This window comes from Mycobacterium asiaticum, from assembly GCF_001673315.1.
Lineage (GTDB): Bacteria > Actinomycetota > Actinomycetes > Mycobacteriales > Mycobacteriaceae > Mycobacterium > Mycobacterium asiaticum_B.
The window spans coordinates 1-23116 of record NZ_LZLQ01000024.1; the positions used below are offsets into that span (position 1 = coordinate 1).

General features: G+C 64.2%; 21 protein-coding genes and 4 pseudogenes. 11 read left to right on the top strand and 14 right to left on the bottom strand.

The window, feature by feature from the left end:
- Positions 1–380: 380 nt before the first annotated feature.
- Positions 381–556: pseudogene (locus A5636_RS26400) on the bottom strand (tyrosine-type recombinase/integrase); the annotation flags it as partial.
- Between the two features lie 84 nt (positions 557–640).
- A pseudogene (locus tag A5636_RS26405) lies at positions 641–931 on the bottom strand (helix-turn-helix domain-containing protein); the annotation flags it as partial.
- 270 nt (positions 932–1201) lie between these two features.
- On the opposite strand from A5636_RS26405, the gene A5636_RS25965 reads away from it, so the two are divergent.
- The 4 genes and pseudogenes from A5636_RS25965 (at position 1202) to A5636_RS03735 (ending at position 2917) form a co-directional block, all read left to right on the top strand.
- On the top strand, positions 1202–1345 hold the full coding sequence (locus A5636_RS25965; protein ID WP_155763571.1) for a hypothetical protein: 144 nt from the start codon (positions 1202–1204) through the stop codon (positions 1343–1345).
- Positions 1346–1395: 50 nt separating this feature from the next.
- Positions 1396–1695: a hypothetical protein gene (locus tag A5636_RS03720; protein WP_065157357.1), complete on the top strand. Its 300-nt coding sequence runs from the start codon at positions 1396–1398 to the stop codon at positions 1693–1695.
- Positions 1696–2617, top strand: a pseudogene (locus A5636_RS27800) (hypothetical protein). It abuts the gene before it with no gap.
- Positions 2618–2632: 15 nt separating this feature from the next.
- Entirely contained in the window at positions 2633–2917 is a 285-nt protein-coding gene (locus tag A5636_RS03735) for a hypothetical protein (protein WP_065157360.1), read from the top strand.
- Between the two features lie 264 nt (positions 2918–3181).
- Here A5636_RS03735 and A5636_RS03740 read toward each other — a convergent pair.
- Positions 3182–3557, bottom strand: a pseudogene (locus A5636_RS03740) (fatty acyl-AMP ligase FadD34); the annotation flags it as partial.
- Positions 3558–3732: 175 nt separating this feature from the next.
- Between A5636_RS03740 and A5636_RS03745 the strand changes: the two are divergent.
- Entirely contained in the window at positions 3733–4911 is a 1179-nt protein-coding gene (locus A5636_RS03745) for an FAD-binding domain (RefSeq protein WP_065157362.1), read from the top strand.
- 133 nt (positions 4912–5044) lie between these two features.
- Entirely contained in the window at positions 5045–5353 is a 309-nt protein-coding gene (locus A5636_RS25970; RefSeq protein ID WP_155763574.1) for a hypothetical protein, read from the top strand.
- A 72-nt stretch (positions 5354–5425) separates the two neighbouring features.
- Here the strand turns inward: A5636_RS25970 and A5636_RS03750 are convergent, their stop codons facing one another.
- From A5636_RS03750 to A5636_RS03760, 3 genes are all read right to left on the bottom strand, one after another.
- On the bottom strand, positions 5426–6202 hold the full coding sequence (locus A5636_RS03750; RefSeq protein ID WP_065157528.1) for a YoaK family protein: 777 nt from the start codon (positions 6200–6202) through the stop codon (positions 5426–5428).
- Positions 6203–6329: 127 nt separating this feature from the next.
- Positions 6330–7526, bottom strand: a complete 1197-nt coding sequence (locus A5636_RS03755) for a fatty acid desaturase family protein (protein WP_081287588.1) — start codon at positions 7524–7526, stop codon at positions 6330–6332.
- Between the two features lie 10 nt (positions 7527–7536).
- The gene (locus A5636_RS03760; protein WP_065157363.1) at positions 7537–8664 is read right to left on the bottom strand and encodes a ferredoxin reductase; all 1128 of its coding nucleotides are present in this window, start codon (positions 8662–8664) and stop codon (positions 7537–7539) included.
- 84 nt (positions 8665–8748) lie between these two features.
- On the opposite strand from A5636_RS03760, the gene A5636_RS03765 reads away from it, so the two are divergent.
- The 5 genes from A5636_RS03765 to A5636_RS03790 all read left to right on the top strand — a co-directional run bounded on the left by A5636_RS03765 (position 8749) and on the right by A5636_RS03790 (position 14417).
- On the top strand, positions 8749–9960 hold the full coding sequence (locus A5636_RS03765; protein ID WP_253900485.1) for a PucR family transcriptional regulator: 1212 nt from the start codon (positions 8749–8751) through the stop codon (positions 9958–9960).
- Positions 9961–10002: 42 nt separating this feature from the next.
- Positions 10003–10824 carry a DUF3298 domain-containing protein gene (locus A5636_RS27060; RefSeq protein ID WP_253900486.1) on the top strand — a complete coding sequence of 274 codons (822 nt, stop codon included), beginning with the start codon at positions 10003–10005 and terminating at the stop codon, positions 10822–10824.
- 340 nt (positions 10825–11164) lie between these two features.
- Positions 11165–12388, top strand: coding sequence for an acetyl-CoA acetyltransferase (locus tag A5636_RS03780; RefSeq protein ID WP_065157365.1), 1224 nt, complete (start codon positions 11165–11167; stop codon positions 12386–12388).
- Positions 12389–12390: 2 nt separating this feature from the next.
- Entirely contained in the window at positions 12391–13914 is a 1524-nt protein-coding gene (locus A5636_RS03785; protein WP_065157366.1) for a carotenoid oxygenase family protein, read from the top strand.
- Between the two features lie 2 nt (positions 13915–13916).
- On the top strand, positions 13917–14417 hold the full coding sequence (locus A5636_RS03790) for a VOC family protein (RefSeq protein ID WP_065157367.1): 501 nt from the start codon (positions 13917–13919) through the stop codon (positions 14415–14417).
- Between the two features lie 2 nt (positions 14418–14419).
- On the opposite strand, the gene A5636_RS03795 is transcribed toward A5636_RS03790, so the two are convergent.
- The 8 genes from A5636_RS03795 to A5636_RS03830 form a co-directional block, all read right to left on the bottom strand.
- Complete coding sequence (locus A5636_RS03795) at positions 14420–14854, bottom strand: hypothetical protein (protein WP_065157368.1); 435 nt, start codon at positions 14852–14854, stop codon at positions 14420–14422.
- Positions 14855–14898: 44 nt separating this feature from the next.
- Positions 14899–15672, bottom strand: a complete 774-nt coding sequence (locus tag A5636_RS03800; RefSeq protein ID WP_065157369.1) for a VOC family protein — start codon at positions 15670–15672, stop codon at positions 14899–14901.
- Positions 15673–15744: 72 nt separating this feature from the next.
- Positions 15745–16218 (bottom strand): type II toxin-antitoxin system Rv0910 family toxin, encoded by a 474-nt coding sequence (locus A5636_RS03805; RefSeq protein WP_065157370.1) that lies wholly within the window; start codon positions 16216–16218, stop codon positions 15745–15747.
- A gap of 114 nt (positions 16219–16332) precedes the next feature.
- A complete protein-coding gene (locus A5636_RS03810; RefSeq protein WP_253900487.1) occupies positions 16333–17253 on the bottom strand; it encodes an amidohydrolase family protein in 921 nt (306 codons plus the stop codon).
- On the bottom strand, positions 17250–19622 hold the full coding sequence (locus A5636_RS03815) for an HAD-IC family P-type ATPase (RefSeq protein WP_065157371.1): 2373 nt from the start codon (positions 19620–19622) through the stop codon (positions 17250–17252). The genes A5636_RS03810 and A5636_RS03815 overlap by 4 nt, the downstream gene beginning before the upstream one ends.
- Positions 19619–21199, bottom strand: coding sequence for a serine hydrolase (locus A5636_RS03820; protein ID WP_065157372.1), 1581 nt, complete (start codon positions 21197–21199; stop codon positions 19619–19621). The genes A5636_RS03815 and A5636_RS03820 overlap by 4 nt, the downstream gene beginning before the upstream one ends.
- Before the next feature lie 52 nt (positions 21200–21251).
- A complete protein-coding gene (locus A5636_RS03825; protein ID WP_155763576.1) occupies positions 21252–22370 on the bottom strand; it encodes an MBL fold metallo-hydrolase in 1119 nt (372 codons plus the stop codon).
- Between the two features lie 4 nt (positions 22371–22374).
- Positions 22375–23106, bottom strand: a complete 732-nt coding sequence (locus A5636_RS03830) for an enoyl-CoA hydratase (protein ID WP_065157373.1) — start codon at positions 23104–23106, stop codon at positions 22375–22377.
- Positions 23107–23116 lie beyond the last annotated feature (10 nt).

Genomic DNA, 23116 nt, shown 5'->3' on the forward strand with positions numbered 1-23116 from the left:
CACACAGGTTTGGCCCGCGGCTCATCCGCATCTACGCCGACGACCTCGAAAAGGTCGGCCACCCCCTTGGCAGCGCTTGCGTGCCGCAGCCTCTTTGAGGGTGATTTCTTCGCGGTAAGTCACGGAAGCACGCTCCGAATGGTCAGTGGTTGCCGGGTGAGACCAATCTATTTCGCTTCTCATACATCGTGCGATCACGAGATATGTTGTGTCACATGTAGACTGGCCTACACTATCACTGGGAATCAACCTGTTTCCGCACGCAAAGAATGGTGCGGCCGGTGTTGAAAATTACTGGCATCAGCACGACGCCGGGCAAAATTATCAGACTGTTCTCAGTTTTCCTGCGCCGGAAGTCGTGCTGATGTCGGTGTCATTGACTACACCGCACCCGCCAGCTTCGACAGCGCCTCGGCCACCTCGGCGTCACGTCCAGTTGCGATCGCGGAATACCGCAGACTCGCCTTCGCGTGCTGTGCCCGAGGCGATCCATGGTTTCGCGCAGGTTCCCGACGCGGGCCGCCGACGTCCCTGCGAAGTGCCGAAGGTCGTGGATCGTGGGCCGTGGCATCTTCTCGCCGTCGCGCCCGCGCTTGTGGGGTTGGGGTGTGATGAAGCCTCGGCGTTTCAGGATCCGCCAGATCGTTGATACCGCTGGCGCTTTAGTGATCATAAGGTCGGCGGCCAGGTGGAAGGAGATGGTGTCCGCGCCGGCGTCGAGGCCGCGTTTGGTCAGGGTCTTGCGTAGCCGCACGATGCGCTCCTCGATCTCGGCGGTGACGGCCTGCGGGTTGCGGTGGGGTCGCCGTGACCGGGCGACGAAGGCCGCGTCCCCTTCGGACTCGTAGCGTTTGCACAGTTGCTGGACCCATTGCCGGGAGACGTCGTAGTCGCGGGCGACGTCGCTTTTGCTGCGACCTTCCAGGACCACGGCGGTGATGACGAGCTGCGCCTTCGACGTGGCTGACCTCCCGGGCTTGCAGAGGTGTCAACTATGTCGCGAGACAGCTGCCAACTAGGTCCTGAAACACCACAGCCCAGCCGTGACCGAGCCACAGACCAAGCACACTGTCATCTACACGCAGTACGTCACCGCTGCGCACCTTCACGACATGCGACTTCACCTGCCGATGTCGTTTTCGTCTCCGACGGCGATGAGCGCACCGACCCAGACGGCGGGTGTCGCACCGTCCTATCGCGGATGGTCTCAGCCACTCACGGGGCGGGCGACGCCAACGGCCGTCGCATTGTCGTTGACTCCGCGGACGGCCCCGACAGCCGGACCTTCGACCTAGATGAGCACGTCGAGGTTCACATCATCGCGCCGGGCGAAACCATGCCATGAGAAACGAAAGTGAATAGTGTCGATGCGGCGACCAGCCTAAACTTTGGCTCGTGGGATCGGACGCAATGCAGGTCGCCTTGGGCGAGCTGGCCGCAACGGCAGGCCACTGGCAGGGAGTGGGCACCCAGCTCACAGCAATGACACCGCCAACCCCAGACCCACCAGTCCAACCCACCACCGCCGCGATCAGCATCGTTAACGCGGCTGTCGGGACTGCCACCGCGTCGTTGGTCGCGCGAACCCAGGCGACCGCTGACGCATTGGTAAATGCTGCCGAAGGGTACGGCAACCAAGAGGCCACCAACGCCACCGACATGACCGGCGTTACACAGGGTGTGACGGTGGTCTAGGTGGCGGTCACCTTGTCGCAAATCCGGGCGTGGAGCACCGCGCCCCTGACCGATGCGGCCAGTTATTGGAGCAAGACCGCCGACCAGTGGGACGACGTTTTCTTGACCATGCGCAATCAGTCGCAGTCCATCGCCTGGAAAGGTGCTGGGGGTGATGGGTTGCGGCAGCGCACCGCAGCCGACTTCTCAACTGTCAGTGGCAAGGCCGACCAACTTCGCCAGGCGGCCGTATCGCCCGCAATGGGGCGAGCGAAATCAGCACCGCCAAACAACGCGCGTTGTTCGCTGTCGAGGACGCGCAGAACGCGGGTTTGATGTCGGCGAAGACCTTTCGGTTTCCTACAACGATCATGGCGGTACCCTCGCCGAGCAGGCCGCACGCCAAGCGCAAGCCGAACAGATGGCTATTGAAATGTGGTCTCGCGCCGCTGGACTAGAGGGTGCCGACGCCAAGGTTGCCGGCCAAATCACCACCGCCGCAGCCGATGTCGGCAATGTCGGCTTTGCGCCAGGCCGCAATGGCAAAGGCGTCCAGTTGGTCGACTTCAAACAGGACGGTGGTCCGGAACCAGCCCCGCCAGGTCTGCCGCAACCATTGAAAGACTTCATCAATTTCCAGCTGCAGGGTAAGCCGTTGGCGCCGATGACCGGGCCACCGATCACCGAGATTGAGAACCGCATCAGAGTCATGCAACACAGTCAGGAATGGCGCGACTACCAGGCCGCGCATCCCAAAGTGGCGGGCTGCAGCACCCGCGACATTATGACCGCATTGGGTGCAATGGGCGCAGGGGACCTATCGCTGCTTGCGGGTGCTGCAGCCGCCCCCGAAACATTTACCGCTAGCTTCTGGCTAGGACTGGCGGCCTGGGGAGCTGGGCAGGCGACAGCAATCGGCGGACTCGCACAGTGTGCGCCATAGGCAAGGGCTAAGGGGATGCAAATCGTATTACTGGTCGCTGGGGCGGTATTCATCATCTCGACGTTGGCCGTTACCGTTCGCCGTCTGATGAAAGCGGCACCGCACTCGAAAGCCAGGGCTGCGATGTGGGGAACGTTGGGTCAGTTGGGAGCTGTGACCATATTCCTGGTGTTGGCCCTTCAACGCCCGCACAGCGGCAACATATTTTCGTGGTTGATACTGATCGCTCTGGCGCTCGCCGCGATCAATGTTGTTGCCACCCTACTCATACGGTGGCTGAGCAGCGGTATCAAGCCGTGATGTCAGTGATTGCTGATGGGTTGTCGATGCCGAAAGTACTTCCGCTGCTGATCATTGGGCACGGTTCACTCGGCACCAGAGTCATGCCTGTAGCCGTAGCTGTCAGCGCCGCCGCCGAGGCCTTGTGTGACATCGTTGGCTGATGCGGGCACGGCGACTTTGAGTGCGCGTCCGCGGGTTGGGCGCTCAGTCGGCAGCTCCCGCCGCGGGGGCAAGTGTGGAGTGCAAAGCCACATAGCATCGCCGACCCCCAACAACGTGTTGGTGACCTCCCTCCCGGCGAGATGACGCATGCCTAGGGCCGCTATCGGCCCCAAGTACGCGCCGCCAGCCAGGTCAGTGTGCCGTCTCGGTAGCTCTGGGCGATCGCGCGGCGTTTGATTTTGCCGCTGGTGGTGGTGGGACTGGCGCCGCGTTGCACCGTGATGATTTTGTCGAGCGGAAGCCCGGTCGAGGTGATGACCTGCTGCCGTAACCGATCGGCAGCAGCTTCGTCAATTGGGATTTCCGCTTGGGTTTCCAGCACAACCACGACGCGGTTGTTATGCCCGAAGCAGGCAACTTTGGTGCGGTTCTGCTGGGATTCCCTGCGGATTAGGAACTCGATGTCGTAGGGGAATCTGTTCTCGCCGTGGAGCAAATGCCGCAAAGCCGGCGGAGTCGTCGATCAGGCCGTTGGAGCCGCCAGCGAGATAACCGGGGCGGGCGAGAACGTCAAAGAATAGTGCTTAAAGAAACTATTGCATAGCGTTATAGTCGAACGTGCAAGCTCTCGCACCACCCGGGTTATCCATTTCGAGGGGAGGTTGCGTGCGGTGAAAATCGCGATCAGTGGCGCCGGTGTCGCCGGACCGACGCTCGCCTACTGGCTGCACCGCACTGGCCACGAGCCGACCCTGATCGAACGGGCAAAGCAATTTCGCACCGGCGGCTACGTAGTCGATTTCTGGGGAGCCGGCTACCGGGTGGCGCAACGGATGGGCCTGGAGACGGCCATCCGCGACGCCGGGTATGAGATTCAAACGCTCCGATCGGTCGGTCGCGAGGGCCAGACCCTAGCCAGTCTGAGCGTCGACGGATTCCGGCGGGCCGCAGGCGGCGAGCTCACCAGCCTGGCCCGCGGCGACCTCGCCAGCGTCATCTACGACGCCATTCAGCAGGACGTCGAAACGATCTTCGATGACAGCATCACGGCGATCAGTCAACACCCGGACAGGGTCAGTGTGAGCTTCGCGCAATCAGCGGGTCGCGATTTTGACCTGGTCATCGGCGCCGACGGTCTGCACTCCAACGTGCGTCGGCTGACATTCGGACCCAAGCACGACGCCGAACATTACCTGGGTTGCCTCGTCGCAGCCGCCGTCGTCGAGGGATATCGGCCGCGCGATGAATCCGTCTACGTCACCTATAGCCGACCGGGCCGATCCGTCGCCCGATTCGCGCTACGCGGCGACCGGACCATGTTTCTGTTCGTGTTGCGCTCCGAAGAGGGCCATGATCCCGGCGATCTCGAAGGCCGAAAAGCGCTGCTGTGGCGCGAGTTTGCCGACGCGGGTTGGGAATGCAAGCACATCCTCGCTGCTGTCGATGACAGCGACGACCTCTACTTCGACGTCGTCAGTCAGATTCGCTTAGACCATTGGTGGTCGGGCAGAGTGGCGCTGGTCGGCGACGCTGCCGCCTGCGTATCACTCCTGGCGGGCGAGGGCACCGGTTTGGCCATGACCGCGGCGTACGTGCTGGCCGGGGAACTCCGCTGCGCTCAGGGCGATTTCCAACGTGCATTCCACGCCTACGAGACACGGATGCGCCCCTTAATTGAAGAGAAGCAAGCCAACGCGAAGAAACTCCTACCGGTCTTTGCAACTAAGACGCAGATTGGGATCCGGATTCGCGACCTGGTCATGCGGGCAATGAACTTCCGCCCGTTGGGTGACCTGGTGGTCGCCCGCGGCCTGCGCGACGACATCGATTTGCCCACCTACCTGATGTGAGATCGCGAATCGATGTGAGATCGGGAAAACCCAGTCCGACCAATGGGCCCCGAGAGTTTGGGATCGGTAGCGCATCTCGTCGTCTGAAGTGAAGGCAACTCCACACGGAGGGCAGTCACGGAAGGATTCAACGATGAGTCGACTGGTGCGGTTCGCGACAATTCTCTTGGCGTCAGCCGGTTTTGGCTTCGCAGTCCTGGGACCGGGAACTGGGGTCGCCTACGCCGACGGGGAACGGCATTGGTGTCCCGGAGACGACCCACGTGGTGAGCCCGGTGGCGCGTTCATCACCAGCCCACCGAATTGGGACTGGAATGTCTGCCATACCTACTACATCGTGCCGGCTGGGCAGGGCAATGTATCGCCAGGGATTCTGGCCGATGCACCGCCACCCCCGCCACCGGTGGTGTGCTGGTCGCTGTTCATTCCACGGCCCTGCTGAAAGTGCCTCGGCCTCGCCACCGGTCGGGCGGGTGGCGGGTCAACCCGCGCGCCCGCCGGGCGGTCAGAGGGGCTATGCCGCTTTAGCTTCGAGTGGCTCCGGTTCATCGACCGTGGCGTCGGCCGACTGGCGTTGCGTCTGGCTGTGTACTACGCCGATAGCAGCGACGATGACGCAGATCGCAGCGGGAAGGATCAACGCGTACCCACCGAACCGCGCACCGGCGACAATGCCGGCGACGCCGCCCGCGAGGAACAGCACGAACGTCACCGAGAGAATGATCGCCTTCCACTTTTCGATTCCGTGGACACGGCTACGGCCAATCATCAGCCCGAGGTCGGTGATGGTTCCGGTGAAGTGGGTCGTACGTACCGCCATACCGCGGAAATTCGACGTCAACCCGTTCTGCATGCCCAGGGCGGCGGCGGTAACGATCGCATGGACGACGGACGGCTCGATACCAACCGTGGCGATTTGTGTCTTGAGACCGGAAACTTCCAGCCCCGTCGCAACCAGCATCAGCAGTATCGCCTCGAGGATCAGCACGACAGCTTGTCGTGGCCCCGCCAGCGCTCGGGTCGGCGCCAGAATCGCACCAGCAATAGCCGCGCCGACGAGGAATCCAACTACGATCCCCGCCAGCAGGTGACCTTCATAAAGCAACGGATTCGCGGTGTTCATGCCGAGCTGCGTCGTAACCGCCGTGACGTTGCCGACTGGGAATGCGAAGATCAAAATGCCCACCGCATTGACGAAGCCTGCAGTCAGCGCCATTATCGCGCTGTAACTCACTACCAGCCTCTGCGAAGCAGAATCGTCGCTGCGGGCAGCGCTCTTCCGCAGCGGCATCAAAAATCCCCCCACTTGACCTTTACTTAACTATTTTCGTTGGCAACTCTTGGCCGCTCTGACAAGAAGCTACCAGCTGGGTAGCCCCTCGGCCTGTCGCCGAATCCTCTTCATAGATTTCCCAAAGTTAGGCCGCCAGCGCCACACTCCGTGGTTTGGCGAAAACCGCAGCTCTGCTGAGTGCCGGCCGGATCGCTTTCGTTGCGATGTGTCGAAAGTCATTGAACCGCGAGAAGTCATTGGCCAGCGAGAAGTCATTGGGCAGCGAGAGGCGAAACACTTTCTTCCACGCCGAGCCAACCTGGCGTGGCAGCGATCCGGTGGTGTAGGTCAGACCGTACCGGTCGAACAACTCTTGCACCTTCGGCGCGATCTCCTGGTAGCGGTTGCTCGGCAGGTCCGGGTAGAGGTGATGCTCGATCTGGAAGGACAGGTTGCCGGTCATGAAGTGCAGCACAGCATTTCCGGATATGTTGGCCGAACCCAACATTTGCCGCAGATACCACTGGCCGCGTGTTTCGCCCACGATGGAGGTCTTCTCATACGTCTGCACGCCGGATGGGAAGTGCCCGCACATGATGACCGAATGCGTCCACAGGTTGCGCACCAAGTTGGCGGTGATGTTGGCGGTCATTGTGGTCACTGCCGACGGCCCCGACAGCAACGGATGCAGCACGTAATCGCGCAGTAGGTGCTTGCGCACCTTGGCCAGCACCTGATTGCCCTGTCGCCGGAATTCGTCCTTGTCGCTACGCCCCTGCAGATACTTGCCGATCTCGAGATCGTATGCGGCGATGCCGTATTGAAACAGGCAGGCGTTGATGAAGTTCCACAACGGCTGGGCCAGGTAGAACGGCTTCCAGCGCTGGTTCTCGTCTACCCGCATGATGCCGTAGCCCAGATCGTGATCCTTGCCCAACACGTTGGTGTAGGTGTGATGGACCTCATTATGCGAGTGCTTCCACATGTCCGACGGCGAAGCGTTGTCCCACTCCCAGGAGGTGGAATGAATCTTCGGATCGCGCATCCAGTCCCACTGGCCGTGCATCACGTTGTGACCGATCTCCATATTTTCGACGATCTTCGAAACCGAGAGACCGGCCGTGCCGACGACCCAGGCGGGCGGGAACAGCGAGAAAAGCAGCACCGCGCGACTGGCTAGTTCGAGCCGGCGCTGACCATTGATGACGCGGCGGATGTACGCGGCGTCCCGCTCGCCGCGGCTGGCCAGCACGTGTTCGCGGATGGCATCGAGCTCGCGGCCCAGGTTCTCGATGTCCTCGTCGGACAGGTGGGCTGTCGGGTCGGATTGCGTAGCAGTCATTTTGGACTCCTTAAAGGTCAAGCTCGCACGCGCCCGCTGCGGCGGACACACAAGTTTGGATTTGCACGTTGTCCTCGCCGGCGCTCGCGGTGGTCACGGCGCCGTTGCGCAGATCACGCACAGCGCCCTGCCGTAACGGCACCACGCATCCGAAGCAGATGCCCATCCGGCAACCCGATGGCATCAACACCCCAGCGGATTCTCCTGCGTCGAGCAAGGTTTGCGATCCGTCGGCTTCCACGACACTGCCGGTCTTGGCGAAGGTGACGGTGCCGCCTTCGCCTGCGGAGATCAGCGTGGGACGGAAACGCTCGATGTGCAACTGATCGGCAATCCCTGCCGCGGCCCACCGCTGTTCGACGGCGTCCAGCAGCCCAGCCGGGCCGCAAGCCCACGTCTGGCGTTCGGCGATGTCGTCCACCAGGTCGTCCACGCGCGCCACATCTAGCATCCCGTGTGTGTCGGTGTGCTTCTCCACCAACCGGATTCGCCCCTCGCGGGCAAGCATCCGCAGCTCCCAACCGAAGATGACGTCGTCCGGTGTCGGCGCGGAGTGCACCACCACAACGTCCGGGTCGGCGACGCCGGCCCGGTGGCAGAGTTCGGCCAAATTGCGCAGCATCCCCATCACCGGAGTGATCCCACTACCCGCGGTCAGGAACAGCAGCTTGGCCGGCGGCCGGTCGCCGAGGACGAAATCGCCGGCGGGTTGGTCGAGGTGCACCACACTCCCGACGGTGGCGCGCCGGACCAGATGGTTGCTGACCACGCCGTCCGGGATGGCCTTGACGGTCACCGTGAAGCAACCGTCGCGCCGATGACCTTTCGAGGTCAGCGAATAGGCCCGCCACTGTCGCACTCCGTCTACGTCGACACCGATGCGCACGTACTGGCCCGGCTCGTGTGGGAGCCAGCCCCGCCCAGGTCTGATCACCAACGTGGCGGCGTCGCGTGTCTCGGGGTTGATCGCGACGATGCGTCCGCGCAAGTCGGTCCCGAAGCGCAACGGATCGATCAGGTCGAGGTAATCGCTGGGCACCAGCGGTGTGGACAGCGGTACAGCGACGCGCTCGGCAAACTTCAACGCTCGTTCACGCAGTGCGCCGACGACGGTGGTTCGGGATGCCAGGGTGGTCATGACTTCATCTTGATTGTTACCACGGGTAAAGTCTTGACTGACCAGCGTGAAAATCAGAGGCCAATTTGTTCGGAAAGGATAGTTTTGTCGGAAACGCCGCTCCATCTGACCGGACTGGAACTTGACGAGCCGGTGGTCAGGGCGCTGGAGGCGATCCTGCCGGCAATGGCGGAGCGAACCGTGACGGCGATCACGGTCGAGGTGCCGAGCTACGCGGACGCGTTCAGCGGACGCATGGGCCAAACCATCGAGAACGCGGTTCAGACGTCGCTGGGCGCATTCCTGCGGCTGGCCACCAGACCGGCCTATGCCGACCACGACGGGTCACTGTCCCCTGCGGTCGACGGCGCCTACGAACTCGGCCGCGGCGAAGCCCGCCAGGGTCGGTCGATCGATGCATTGCTCGCGGCCTATCGGGTGGGTGCGCAGGTGGCCTGGCGGGAGTTGTCGGCGACCGCGGTCGCGGCGAACCTCCCTGCGGCAACGATCGCGCGGTTCGCCGAGTTGGTGTTTGCCTATATCGACCAGCTGTCGGGGTCCAGCGCGTCCGGCCACGCTGACGAGCTCGCGACCACGGGACGGGTCCGGCAGCGTTACCTTGACCGACTGGCGCAGGATCTGCTTGCCGGTGAAGCCGCGGCGACGCTCCTCGCCGATGCCGAAAGAGCGGGTTGGCAGCCACCTGACACGCTCACGGCGGTCGTGCTGCCACTGACCCAGACACGAGGCCTGGCGACGCAATTCGGCCAGTCGACGTTGCAGTTGTCTGAGGACCTCCCCGGCGTCGAGGCATCGGAGGCGCTCACGGTCCTGCTGGTTCCGGACATGGTGGGCGCGGGTCGGCGCCAGCTGATCGCAGCTCTTGCCGGCCGGCACGCGTTGGCGGGTCCGGCACGACCGTGGATGCAGGTCCGGTCGTCCTACCATCGCGCGTTGCGCGCCCGGAACCTATTGCACGGCAAGGAATCCGACGGACCGTCAACGGTAGACACCGACGACCATCTCGCCGAACTCATCCTCGGCGCCGACCTCGAATCCGTCCGCGATCTACGTGCTCGGGTCTTGGCGCCGTTAGCCGACCTGCCACGCAATACCGCCGACCGGCTGACCGAGACACTGCGGTCGTGGGTGTTGCACCAGGGCAGGCGCGACGCGGTCGCCGCCGATCTCTTCATTCACGCCCAAACAGTGCGCTACCGCATGACCCAACTGCGCGAACTGTATGGCGACCGGCTCGGTGATCCGCGCACGCTCCTGGAACTGACAATCGCGCTCGGCCTGGGCGCCAAGCATTAAACTCCCCGCATGCGGCGACGGCTACGGTGGCAAAGTCCTTCTGTGACAACCAAAACGTTGATCGCATTCGCAGCGGCGTTGACAACGGGATGCGGCGCGTCGTCCGGTCCGACGCTGACGAGCACACCGACCAGCAGCACCACAAGACCGACTACCAGCAGCACGACACCACCGGCTCACAGCGGCACCACACCGGCGACGAGCAGTACCACCAACCCCGATTTCGGCACGTCACACGGTCAGACTTATGGCGTCACTATGGCTTCGCTCGACGGTGCCACGCCGGATAGTCGAGGTCGCTGGCATGGCCGGGTCGCGCAGCTTTCCGGCGGTGATCCACGTGTTGCCAACGTGTTCAATAAGGCCAGCAAGGCGTCCGGAAACGGACAGATCGACCAAATGCGCGCCGACGCCGACCCCGAAATCGGCTGGCTGTTCGAATTGAATCCGACCGTGACGTTCCGTCCCGTTGCTGTCGCGGAACTCATCGTCGGCGTCTATTCGGCGGACCGGGCGGCCCATCCGGTCAATTCGGTGAGCACGATCGTCATCGACAGTCGGACCGCGAGACCGATCACTCTTGCTGACCTGTTCGGTAATCAACAAGAGGGATTGAATCGGCTGTCCGAACAGACCAAAGTGATCTTTCCGCAGGTGTACGGCAATGGATCAGCGCCGATGGCTGACGAACCGGGCAACCGCCCGATCACCGAGAACTTCGCCAACTGGATTCCCGCGAAAGCCGGGATGGAGTTGCACTTCACGGATTACCAATTCGGTCACGGATTGCCGGTCATCACCGTGCCGTGGTCGGCACTGACGGACGTGCTTGCTCCAGACATGCTGGCTCTGACCCACGACTAGTCGCTGCTTGACCGCCGGCTTCCGCTACGGGACTGCCGGGCCAGCATCCGCACCGACTGTCAACAATCGCCGAGCGCGAAAACCGTTGTGTTTCCGGCATCTAGACGCAGTTTTCGCCGCCGGAGGCACCTCGGTGTCAACCAGATGTTTGTCGACGGTCCGAGGTGGGAAGGTTCAGAAAGAGGTGGGCGGCATCGGCCGGCCGGTACGCCCGCCCAGGTCCCGTCGGTTCAGCCCGAGAGCCGACGGGACCGCTTTATCTCCCCTTCATCCCGTGCCGCTGTGCCGGCTCGCCGCACACCCGGGAATCAAGCGCCTACCTGGGAGTACCGTGCCGCGTATGAATGGCGCATCTCCCGGCGTGTGGATTCTGGGCGGTTATCAGAGCGACTTCGCGCGCAACCTCAGCCGGGAGCACTGCGACTTCGCTTCCCTGACCGCCGAGGTCGTGGACGCCACGCTGGCAGCGGCGCGGATGAAGGCCACGGACATCGGAGTCGTACACGTCGGGAACGCCTTCGGTGAGATGTTCGCCACTCAGGGCCATCTGGGCGCCATGCCGGCCACCGTGTGCGACGGCCTGTGGAACACCCCGGCTGCCCGGCATGAGGCCGCGTGCGCGTCGGGCAGCGTCGCCGTCCTGGCTGCGGTGGCCGACCTGCGGTCCGGAGCGTACGACACCGCACTGGTCGTGGGTCTCGAACTGGAGAAGTCGGTGCCCGGCGACACCGCCGCCCAGTACCTCGGCGCGGCTGCCTGGACCGGACACGAAGGCGCCGAGGCTCGGTACCTGTGGCCGTCGATGTTCGCGCAAGTCGCCGACGAATACGACCGGCGCTACGGTCTGGACGACGCTCATCTCCGGGCAATCGCGCAGCTCAACTACGCCAACGCGCGGCGCAATCCGAACGCCCAAACCCGGGACTGGACCGTCCCGAATCCGATCACCGACGACGCCGTGACGAATCCGATCACCGAGGGCCGGTTACGGCGGTTGGATTGCAGCCAGATGACCGACGGCGGCGCGGGGGTCGTTCTGGTCAACGACGCCTTTCTGCGCGACCATCCCGAGGTGCTTCCGGCGGGCCGCATCGACGGTTGGGGGCATCGCACCGTGGGTCTGGGCTTACGCCAGAAACTGGACCGCGCCAGTGACGATCCATACGTGATGCCGCACGTGCGGGCCGCGGTGTTGGACGCGATGCGACGCGCACAGGTGACCTTGGACGACGTCGACGGGTTCGAGGTGCACGACTGCTTCACCCCCAGCGAGTACCTGGCCATCGATCACATCGGCCTGACCGGTCCGGGTGAATCGTGGAAAGCCATCGAGAACGGCGAGATCGAGATCGGTGGTCGGCTGCCCGTCAATCCCAGTGGCGGAGTGATCGGCGGCGGACACCCAGTGGGCGCGTCCGGGGTACGGATGCTGCTCGACGCGGCCAAACAGGTCAGCGGGACGGCCGGCGACTACCAGGTCGAGGGTGCGCGGACGTTCGGCACCCTGAATTTCGGCGGCAGCACCGCCACTACCGTCAGCTTCGTCGTCAGTGGGGTGAGTTAAGTATGGACGTAGAGATCGTCGGCAAGTACCTCTCGACGCTGCCCGAGGATGACGACCACCCGTACCGGACCGGCCCCTGGCGTCCGCAGACAACGGAATGGGACTCCGACGACCTGACCGTGGTGGCGGGTGAACTCCCCCACGACCTGGACGGCATCTACCTGCGTAACACCGAGAACCCGCTGCACCCGGCGTTCAAGACCTATCACCCGTTCGACGGTGACGGCATGTTGCATGTGGTGGGTTTCCGGAACGGAAAAGCGTTCTATCGCAACCGCTTCATCCAAACCGACGGCTTCCTGGCGGAGAACGAGGCCGGCGGGCCGCTGTGGCCCGGACTGGCCGAGCCCGTGCAGTTCGCGAAACGCGAACAGGGCTGGGGCGCGCGCGAATTGATGAAAGACGCGTCCAGCACCGACGTCATCGTGCATCGGGGCGTCGCGTTGACCAGCTTCTATCAGTGTGGCGACCTATACCGGGTGGACCCGTATTCGGGGACCACGCTGGGCAAGGAAGCATGGAATGGGGGCTTCCCGGCCGACTGGGGCGTCTCCGCTCACCCGAAAGTGGACGCCAAGACCGGCGAGCTGTTGTTCTTCAACTACAGCAAGCAGGACCCCTACATGCGGTACGGCGTTGTCGACCAGCACAACGACCTCGTGCACTACGTCGACGTTCCACTACCCGGACCGCGCCTGCCGCACGATATGGCGTTCACCGAAAATTACGCCATCCTGAACGACCTCCCGCTGTTCTGGGATCCCGGGTTGCTCGAGCACCGACTGCACCTGCCGCGGTTCTATCCTGATGTGCCGTCGCGCTTCGCGGTGATTCCGCGCCGCGGCAACACCTCGGACATTCGCTGGTTCGAAGCAGACCCGACATTCGTACTGCACTTCACCAACGCCTACGAGGAAGGCGACGAGATCGTGCTCGACGGTTTCTTCGAAGGCGCCCCGCAACCTCTGGAAAGCGGTGCCGGGCCAGCTGGCAAGTGGGAGAAGCTTTTTCGCTTCTTGGCGCTGGACCGATTGGAGACCAGATTGCATCGGTGGCGATTCAATCTGGTCACCGGCGCCGTGCACGAGGAACAGCTGTCGGATTCGATCACCGAGTTCGGCACCATCAACACCGATTACGCCGGCGGCAAGTACCGCTATACCTACGCCGCCACCGGCAAGCCGGGGTGGTTCCTGTTCGACGGGCTGGTCAAGCACGATGTGCAGACCGGGCACGAGGAGCGCTACTCGCTGGGCGACGGCGTCTACGGTAGCGAGACCGCGATGGCGCCGCGGGTCGGCGGCGACGCTGAGGACGACGGTTACCTGATCACCCTCACCACGGACATGACCGCCGATGCGTCCTATTGCCTGGTGTTCGACGCGGCCCGGGTGGCTGACGGGCCGGTGTGCAAATTGCAGCTGCCTGAACGGATTTCCAGCGGAACGCATTCGACGTGGGTGGCCGGAGCCGAGTTGCGGCGCTGGGATCAGGCGGAGTCGGCGGCCGGCGCAGTCGGACTGTAGACATGGACAAGCCCGGCCGGAGGACCCACTGGCCCGAGCAGTTGGCCTCCATCGGCGCCATCCGCTTTGCCCGCCGCTCGTCGAATTACGCTGAGACGGTCCGCTTCTACCGCGAGTTGGTGGGTCTGCCGCTGTATGAGACGTTCGGTGACAGCTATGGCAGCAACGGCGCGATCTTCGGGTTGCCGAGTTCGCAACTGACGATGGAGATCGTCGAGGCGCTCGCCGGACCCGACACTGACGTCCCGGTGGACCATCACGATCAGTTGTGCCTCTACTTCCCGGACCGGGCAACGCAGCAGGCAGCGATCGCCCGCCTGCAGGATGCCGGACTGCGACCGGTGCGACAGCACCCGTACTGGGAGGCGACCGGTGCGGTCACCTACCGCGACCCCGACGGCCGGGAGGTGGTGTTCGCTCCGTTCGTTTATGGGGTCAACGAGCCGGCCGACAGCTCGGCGTCGGGCCGGCACGAGTTCCCTTCGAACGAAGCTCAGAGCTGAGCTCAGCGGCCGTTGCGCGCGGCCAGCGAAGCCTCCGCGACCGCCCACAACGCGCAGATCACCGCGCACACCGTCGCGGCCGCGCCGACGTAGAGTCCGTATTCCGCCGCCACCGGCGAGTTCACATTGCGCTGGTAGTACAGCATCACCAACGCACCCACCAATAGCGAAATGACCAGCGCGGCAAGCGAAGCCGCACGTACCGACAGTCCACGCCCCACCATCGCGCCGGCCACCAGCAATGTCGCGGACAGCAGCACGATGAGTTGCCCCGGCCCGAACCCACGGGGTAACTCGAGACTGCCGTGGGTACCGCCGATCGCGTTGGCCCATCCGCCCCCGTTGACCTTCGTGGTCAGCCACGGCAGCCACGTACTGGTCAACACCGCTACCGCGAAAAGCGCCACCAACCAACCGGGACGCAGACGGCGATGCATGAATGCGAGATTAACCGACCATCACCGTCGGGTACGCGCGACGCTCAGCCGGCCAAGGAAGACAAGTTGAAGACGACTCCGGTCGGATCGGTCGCGGCGGCGAGTCGCCCGTAGGGCGTGTCCTCGGCGTCGCGTACCACCGCTCCCCCATGGTCGGTGATCATTCGGAGCGTCTTGTCGACGTCGTCCGCGCCGAAGAAAATGCTCCACTGCGACGGCACCCCCTCGGCGAGGAACCCGGCGCCGTCCATCACACCCAGTAACTGCTGGTCACCGAACCATGCTGTGGTGTACCGGAATTCGTCGGTGTCGCTGGCCTGTTCGGTTCGCCAGCCGAACACCTGGCGGTAGAAGTCGACGGCGGCGTGGTAGCCCCGCGTCGTCAACTGGTGCCACACGGGTGCGCCGGCTTCGCCGATCACCTCGAAGCCCTGGTGCTCCAACGGTTGCCATAAGCCGAAAACGGCCCCCGCCGGATCCGTGCCCACCGCCATGAACCCCTTGCCGGGCACCTCCATTGGTTCCAGGCAGCCTGATCCGCCGGCCGTAGTAACCGCGGAGACGGTGGCGTTGATGTCGGCGGTGTGGAAGTAGGTCGCCCAGTTGTCCGGCATCTGCCACTCGGGGTTGTTCGCCATTAATCCGGCGACGGGGCGGCCGTCCCTGGCAGCGTTGATGTATCCGCCGTACTCGGGTCCGGCGGAGTCGAATGTCCATCCGAAGACGGCGCCGTAAAACTCCTGGGCGCGGTCGACGTCGGAGGTGGTCAGGTCAATCCAGCAGGGGGCGCCCAGCGGGGCGCCGATACGGGTGGGCATGAGGTTCTCCTTGGGGTTGGTCGGTCTGTAAGTACCGACTCGTCCGGCCCGAGAAAGTCATCGCGATAGCGATCAGCGATGGAGGGCCCGGTCCCCATTCATGCCTGGATCCGGGCGGGTGAAGACCCGCAGGAAGTTCTGCAACGATTCGCGGATGTCGCTGCGCAGCGCGGCCGCCACGACCATGCCGATCGGCCCGAACAGCGCAGGGCCGCCCAAATGCACGTCGAAACTCACGACGGACCCGTCGTTTTTGGGGGCGACCTTGGCGACCAACTTGACCTTGACACCGCCCACGCCGTCGCCGTTGAGCGTCATCCCCTCCGGTGGTTTGTAGCGCACAATCGTCCATTTGATCCGGTTGGGCATGCCCTTGACCTCGACATAGGACTCGATTACGGTGCCCTTCTCCAAGACCTCGGGCAGCTTGCTGCGCCATACCTTGTGGATGGTCAACCAGTCCTTGTAGCGGGTCAGGTCCGAGGCGTGGCGCCAGGCCTCTTCGGGCGGCAACGGGACGTCGATGGATCCGGAAAGCTTGGCCATTCTCAGCTCCGCAGGTCCTTGGATTTGTCGAGCATTCCCACGCTGGTGTTCCTTCCCCCAGGGCTTCCTCCGAAAACCCTACTTAACGCCACGATCAGCGGCTGACGTCGGGGTCTAGCCTGCGAACAGGGCAACAGCGTTGTCATGGAGCACTTTCCGCAACCACACGTCATCGATGCCGTCGATCTCGGTGAGCGCTGTCAGGGCATCGACGTAGCGGTAAGGAATGTTCGGAAAGTCGCTGCCGAACAGGACCTTGTCGCTGAGGTCGCGCAGCCGCGGCAGTGCGGCCGCGGGGAACGGCATCGTCTCGTCGATGAACGAGGTGAAGGCCATCGTGGTGTCGAGTCGCACGTTCTCATAGACGGCGCAGATGTCGAGAAAATCGGCGTATTCCGGCATGCCCATGTGCGCGATGATCAGCGGCAACTCGGGGAACCTGCGCAACACCGCGCGCACCGGGTCCGGGCCGGTGAAGCGGCCGGGAGTGGGACCAGAACCGGCGTGCAGCACGACGGGGACGCCGGCGTCGGAGATGGCACCCCACACGGGGTCGAGGAGGGGGTCGGTGGGGTCGTACTGACCCACCTGAACGTGCGCTTTGAACAGCCGGGTTCCGGCTTCGATGACATCCTCGACGTACCGGCCGGCGCCAGGCTCCGGAAAGAAGGTGGCTGTCGGCAGGCAATCGGGCGTGGTGCCGGCGAAGGACTGCGCCCATTGGTTGAGCCATGCGGCCATGTCCGGCTTGTGAGGGTAAACCAGCGAGCTGAATCGCAGCACCCCGAAGTCGCGCAGCACCTGGACCCGTTGTTGCTCGTCGGCGCGGTAGGTGATCGGCCAGGGCCGCCCAATCAGCGGGCCGGCCGAGTCGAAGTACCGCCACACCTTGTCCATCACCCGCCGGGGCATGAAATGGGTGTGCACGTCCACGATGCCGGGCAGGCCCAGGCCGCGCCAGATCCGTCGCACGGGTTCGGGGTCGGTGACGGCATTCCACGTTTCGGAGCCGGCGCAGCAGTCCACCGCATTCACCGCCACAGCCGCGGTTGCACACCGAGAACCCTGGCCCGGATCCACCACATCGCCTCGATGGCCGCCGCTCCGATGACGCCGATGCCCAGCCCCAGCGACGTCGTCCATGTGTTGGACGGATCGAGCAGAAACTTCTGCTGCGTCCACGGCAAAGTGAAGATCACGACGTATGCCAGGCCTGCGGCGACAACCAGGGCCAGGCGCCACCACTCATACGGCCGCGCCGCCACGGCGAGCACCCAGACCCCGGTGATCAACAAGGTGATCAATGCCGCCGTCGACGCCTGGTCCTGCTCCACCCACGACGCGTTACGACCGTGATAGGCGCTCAGGTACGTCGCGAAGGTGGCGATGCCGACGACGATTCCGGCCGGCAGCGCCGACGTCAGCACGCGCCGGACGAACCCCGGATAAGCACGTTCGTTGTTGGGCGCCAGCGACAAGACGAAGGCCGGGATCCCGATGGTGAACCACGCCGCGATCGTGACGTGAATGGGCTGGAAGGGGTAGAGCAACGGATCGGCCCCCAGCGGCTTGGCGAGCAGACACTCGATGCCAACCAATAGCGCGAGCAGCACCGAGTACACCGTCTTGGTCAGGAACAACGTGGCGACCCGCTCGATGTTGCCGATAACCCGTCGCCCTTCACCTACGACGTAGGGCAGCGTGGCAAACCTGTTGTCCAGCAGCACGATCTGCGCGACGGCACGAGACGCCGGGCTGCCCGCACCCATCGCCACCCCGATGTCCGCGTCCTTGAGAGCGAGCACGTCGTTGACGCCGTCGCCGGTCATCGCGACGTTGTGCCCGTGTGACTGCAAGGCGTGCACGATCGCGCGTTTCTGCTCCGGCCGCACCCGACCGAATGCGGTGCAGGAATCCAGCGCGTCCGCCAATTCCGCTTCGCCCGTGGGCAATCGGCGCGCATCCATCGCGTCGCCGCGCAACCCCAATTTCCCGGCGACCGCCCCCACCGAAACCGCGTTGTCGCCCGAGATCACCTTCACCGAAACTTGTTGAGCAGCGAAGTATTCCAACGTCTCGCGGGCGTCAGGCCGTACCTTCTGTTCCAACACCACCAGCGCCACGGGTGTGACGACGCCCGGAGCATCCGCATCGCCGACCGGCAGGGCAGACGCAGCCAACAGCAGCACACGCAGTCCCTGCGCACCGATCTGTTCGGCCTGCCCGGCCGCCGTCGACTCGGGATCCAGCAGCACATCGGGCGCACCGATCACCCAGTTCCCGTGATCCTGGAAGGACACGCCACTCCACTTGGTCGCCGACTTGAACGGCGCGGTCGCTGTGATGATCCATCCGGGCGCATCGGGGAAGGCTTCGGCTATCGCTCGCATGCTGGCATTGGGACGCGCATCCGCTGCGGCCAGGCTGGCCAACGCATCGGCCAGGTTTTCGTCGGCCGGTTCGAGTGCTGCGATATCGGCTACGCGCATACCGCTTTCAGTCAATGTTCCGGTTTTGTCCACGCACACCACGTCGACCCGGGCCAGGCCCTCGATGGCGGGCAACTCCTGTACCAGGCACTGTCGGCGGCCGAGGCGCACGACACCGACGGCGAAGGCGATCGACGTCATCAGCACCAGGCCTTCGGGCACCATCGGCACCAGTGCGCCCACCATCGCGAGCAGAGACTGCCGCCAGCCCGCATTCGTCGTGAACAACTGGGTATAGACGGTCAACAGACCCGCAGGAATCAGCAGGAGGGTGATGAACTGCAAAATCCGATTGATGCCGTTGCGCAGTTCGGATTTGACCAGGGTGAACTTGCTTGCCTCGGCGGCCAGTTGAGCCGCGTACGCGTCCGCGCCCACCTTGGTTGCGCGGTAGGCGCCGGTGCCGGCGATCACGAAGCTGCCCGACATCACCGCAGCACCAATATGTTTGGCGACGGGGTCAGCCTCACCGGTGAGCAGCGACTCGTCGACCTCGAGGTTCTGTTCCTCGACGACATCGCCGTCGACCACGATCTGGTCGCCTGGCCCGAGTTCGATGATGTCGTCCAGCACCACCTCGCCGGGAACCAACGTCTGCAGGCCAGAGTCCCTGCGCACCATAGGCTTTGCCCGACCGACGATTGCCAGCTGGTCCAGTGTCCGTTTCGCGCGGATCTCCTGCACCATGCCGACCACACTGTTGGCCACGATGAGCAGACCAAACAGACCGTTGATGAGCGAACCGGTCACGAGCACGATGCCAAACAACACGCCGAGAATCGCGTTGATCCGGGTGAACACGTTGGCCCGGACGATCTGCCCGATGCCGCGGGTGACACGGTCCGGGACGTCGTTGACCTTGCCGTCGGCGATACGTTCTGCCACCTCGGCATCTGTCAGCCCGGCTACGGTCATCGCGTGAAGGTCCCTAGCTTGGCTGAGTCGTAGTACTCCAGATTCAACGCGGCACCACTGAACGTCGCCTTGGAAATCGAACCGGGCAAAGCGTTTTCGGTGGACAGCTCAAAGGTGAAAGTGTCCCCGTCCCAGTGCGTCAGGTCGAAGGTCTTGTTTGCCGGTCCGAGCGCCAGCTGCAAGTGTCCGTCACGCTCGGTAATGGTGGCCGGCCCCCAGTAGTCGTTGGCGTAGACCCCGATGTACTCGCTGAGGGCTTTGGCGGGCGCCGGACTGGCCGGGGGTTGTTTCCCGACGAGCGAGCCGTCCGGATTGTTCGTCGGGCCGAGTTGTTGGCGGTAGAGCTGCGGCCAGTCCTCGCGAACCTGCCCGTATTGCACCAGGTCCAGGAACTGGGCTGCCAGCGCCTCGGGGATACCGTAGGGCGCCGCGTTGGTCAGCACGACGATGGCGACGTCCTCGGACGGCAACGCCGCGAAAGTCGTTGCGGCTCCTAGTCCAAATCCTCCGGAGTGGCTGTACTGGGTGCGGCCTGAGGAGGTCACCGACACGTTGAACCCGTAGCCGTAGGTACTCGCCCGCGCCTTCGGGTTCTTGGCGGGAACAGAGATAACCTGCGAGGTGTAGGCGGGCAACAACGCTTCCGGTGCGGTGATCCGCTGACCGTTGTAGACACCATTGCCCAAGAGCATGGTCAGCCAACGTGCCATGTCGTTGACCGACGAGCTCACACCGCCGGCCGGCGTCTGGGCATCGGGGTTGCGTTGGTAGCGCGCTTCCCATTTGTCCCCGACCTTGATGTGATCGACCGCGTGATTGGGTCTGGCCACGTAGTCGCTGAACCGGGAACTGGTGGACGCCATGCCTAATGGTCGGTACAGCACCTCCTCGGAGAGGTCTTCCCATGACTTGCCGGCCGCGGCGGCCACCGCACTCGCCGCGGCGGTCACGCCGAAGTTGGTGTAGGCGTAGCTGCTTCGAAACGGCGCCAGTGGCAGGTACCTCAGGTGTTCCAGCACCTGTTGGCGGTCGTAGCCCAGGTCCTCCAGCGCATCACCGGCGTGATCGGGTAGCCCGGAGCGGTGCGAATACAGGTCGGCCACGCTGACGTTGGCTGTGACGTACGGGTCCATCAGGGTGAAGCCCGGGAGCTTGGTCGCCACTGGCGTGTCCCAGGTGATCGCGCCTTCGGTCACTTGGTGCGCAACTACCGTCGCGCCGACCGTCTTCGATATCGAAGCGAGTTGAAAGACGGTGTCGGCGTTGACCTTGTTGTCGGGATGGTCACCCTTGCCCGCGTCCTTGATCCCGAATCCTTTGGCGTACAACGTTTTACCGCCGTGCACGATCGCCACGGCCAGCCCGGGTATGCCGCTGCTGCGCATCAGGTCGGCGACCAGGCCGTCTACTTTTCCGACGGCGTCGTCGATGCGGCCGGACGGGATGGCGATGCCTGATATCTCATTGGGCGGCACATTCGATGCCGGCGGCGGCGTGGCCGCTGGTTGAGCGGAGCCGCATCCGACCAAAGTCGACAACAGCACTGCAAGCGCGGCCGTCGCCGCACGCTTCGTCATGGCCCGCACTCTAGCTCGGCGGCGGGTGTGGTCAGAGCGCGTAGTCGGCGAGTTACAACCGCCACCACGGGGTGGACCGCAACGGCGAAGCGGTATCGATCCGCTGACCCGGATTCGGCACCGCCACGTTGACCTGCGCCGGTTCAGCCGCTTCCAGTAACCGCTCGACGGGCTCCGCCCACGGGTGCGGGGCCAACCGAAAGGTGCCCCAGTGCACCGGCACCAGCAGCCCCGAGCCGGAATCGGTGACGTCCAGATGCGCCCGCACCGCTTCCTCGGGGTTCATGTGGATATCCGGCCAGGCGGTGTTGTAGGCGCCGATCGGCATCAATGTCAGATCGAACGGTCCGTGCTCGGAGCCGATCTCCGCGAAGCTCTTGGTGTAGCCGGTGTCGCCGCCGAAGTAGGCGCGGCGCTGCGGCCCGATGAAGGCCCACGACGCCCATAGCGTGGTATTTCGGCTGAGGAAGCGTCCAGAGAAGTGCCGCGCCGGCACACAGACCAGACTCAGTCCGTCGATCTTGGCGCTCTGATGCCAGTCGAGTTCGATCACGCGTTGCTCGGGTATTCCCCACGAGCGCAGGTGTGCCCCCACTCCGAGCGGCACCACGAAGGGCGCCCGCTGCATGCGGGCCAGCGCTTGCACGGTGTCGATGTCGAGGTGGTCGTAGTGATCGTGGCTGATGACCACCGCGTCCACGGCCGGCAAGCCTTCCAACTGAACCGGTGGCGGGTGCAGACGGCGCGGTCCGACGACGTCCGAGGGTGAACACCGGTCACTCCACACCGGGTCGGTGAGTATGCGGTAGCCGTCGATCTCCACCAAGGCTGTGGAATGCCCAAACCAGCTGACCGCGAGCTCGGCGGGTTCGCCCTGGTAGATCGACGGTGCGGCCAGCGGTATCGGCCGACGAGGACGACTGGCCGAGCGCGCACCCGCCAGTTCCCACGCCATCTGCCGCAGTTGTTCGCGGTCCATGACGTAGAGCGACCCTGGATCGATGTTGACGAAGACTCCGTCGCGATAGTTCGGCGAACCCTCCGCGACATCCTTGATCGCGGCGGGGTCGGCGCCCAGCGCCGCTGGCGCACCGTGGAGCGCTCGGAGCAGCCAACCGCCCGCAGCAAGCGACGCGGTGCCGGCTGCCATGCGCAGCGTCCCCCGGATCATGCCGTTACGCCCCCTGGAAGTTCGGCGGTCGCTTCTCCACCCGGGCAATTTGCGCCTCGATCACATCCTGGCTTGCCCATGCCTTGTCGAAGAGTTCCTTGTGCTCGGGCCACGGTTGCTCGATGGCGCCGTCGTCGTTGAGTACCCGCTTCGCGTGCTGGATCGCCAACGGAGCGAGGCCGGCGATCTCCGCGGCCCATTCCTGGGCATCAGCCACGGTTCCGATCCGGTTGGCCATCCCGGTTTGCAGCGCCTGATCGGCGGTCAGCTTCTCGGCGGTCAGCAGCATCGCCCGGGCCCGCCCGTGACCGACCAAAGACGACAGCCGCCGGATGCTCCAGTTGTCCAAGGCCAGCCCGTACTTCGACGTCGGAAACTGGAAGAACGCGTCGGGCGCGACTACTCGCAGGTCACACTGCATAGCCAGCTGCAATCCGGCCCCGATGGCGGGGCCGTTGATAGCGCCGAGCACCGGTACCGCGACCGCATCCATGACCCGGTGCAATTCGACGAGCCGGTCGGGGTAGTCGGCGGCGAAGGCGTCTCCGGACAGATCGGCCCCGGCGCAGAAGGCCGTGCCCTGCCCAGTCAGCACGACGGCACGGATCGACCCGTCCCCCGCCTTTTCCAGGGCTTCCCGCAATTCTTCGACCAGCTGAGAATTCAACGCGTTGCGCCGCTCGGGCCGCTGCAACTCGATGGTCAGCACGGCTTCGGTCTGAGTGATACCGATCATGGGGGCCAGG

What these genes read in the sequence shown, in the direction of transcription:
- A5636_RS03755 (WP_081287588.1), bottom strand. Translation starts at nt 7,526, where the DNA reads ATGACTGCTACGCAATCCGACCCGACAGCCCACCTGTCCGACGAGGAC.
- A5636_RS03795 (WP_065157368.1), bottom strand. Translation starts at nt 14,854, where the DNA reads ATGCATCGCCGTCTGCGTCCCGGTTGGTTGGTGGCGCTTTTCGCGGTA.
- A5636_RS03815 (WP_065157371.1), bottom strand. Translation starts at nt 19,622, where the DNA reads ATGACCGTAGCCGGGCTGACAGATGCCGAGGTGGCAGAACGTATCGCC.
- A5636_RS25965 (WP_155763571.1), top strand. Translation starts at nt 1,202, where the DNA reads ATGGTCTCAGCCACTCACGGGGCGGGCGACGCCAACGGCCGTCGCATT.
- A5636_RS03780 (WP_065157365.1), top strand. Translation starts at nt 11,165, where the DNA reads ATGAATGGCGCATCTCCCGGCGTGTGGATTCTGGGCGGTTATCAGAGC.
- A5636_RS03820 (WP_065157372.1), bottom strand. Translation starts at nt 21,199, where the DNA reads ATGACGAAGCGTGCGGCGACGGCCGCGCTTGCAGTGCTGTTGTCGACT.
- A5636_RS03760 (WP_065157363.1), bottom strand. Translation starts at nt 8,664, where the DNA reads ATGACCACCCTGGCATCCCGAACCACCGTCGTCGGCGCACTGCGTGAA.
- A5636_RS03790 (WP_065157367.1), top strand. Translation starts at nt 13,917, where the DNA reads ATGGACAAGCCCGGCCGGAGGACCCACTGGCCCGAGCAGTTGGCCTCC.
- A5636_RS25970 (WP_155763574.1), top strand. Translation starts at nt 5,045, where the DNA reads ATGAGTCGACTGGTGCGGTTCGCGACAATTCTCTTGGCGTCAGCCGGT.
- A5636_RS03785 (WP_065157366.1), top strand. Translation starts at nt 12,391, where the DNA reads ATGGACGTAGAGATCGTCGGCAAGTACCTCTCGACGCTGCCCGAGGAT.
- A5636_RS03750 (WP_065157528.1), bottom strand. Translation starts at nt 6,202, where the DNA reads ATGCCGCTGCGGAAGAGCGCTGCCCGCAGCGACGATTCTGCTTCGCAG.
- A5636_RS03830 (WP_065157373.1), bottom strand. Translation starts at nt 23,106, where the DNA reads ATGATCGGTATCACTCAGACCGAAGCCGTGCTGACCATCGAGTTGCAG.
- A5636_RS03800 (WP_065157369.1), bottom strand. Translation starts at nt 15,672, where the DNA reads ATGCCCACCCGTATCGGCGCCCCGCTGGGCGCCCCCTGCTGGATTGAC.
- A5636_RS03805 (WP_065157370.1), bottom strand. Translation starts at nt 16,218, where the DNA reads ATGGCCAAGCTTTCCGGATCCATCGACGTCCCGTTGCCGCCCGAAGAG.
- A5636_RS03735 (WP_065157360.1), top strand. Translation starts at nt 2,633, where the DNA reads ATGCAAATCGTATTACTGGTCGCTGGGGCGGTATTCATCATCTCGACG.
- A5636_RS03825 (WP_155763576.1), bottom strand. Translation starts at nt 22,370, where the DNA reads ATGATCCGGGGGACGCTGCGCATGGCAGCCGGCACCGCGTCGCTTGCT.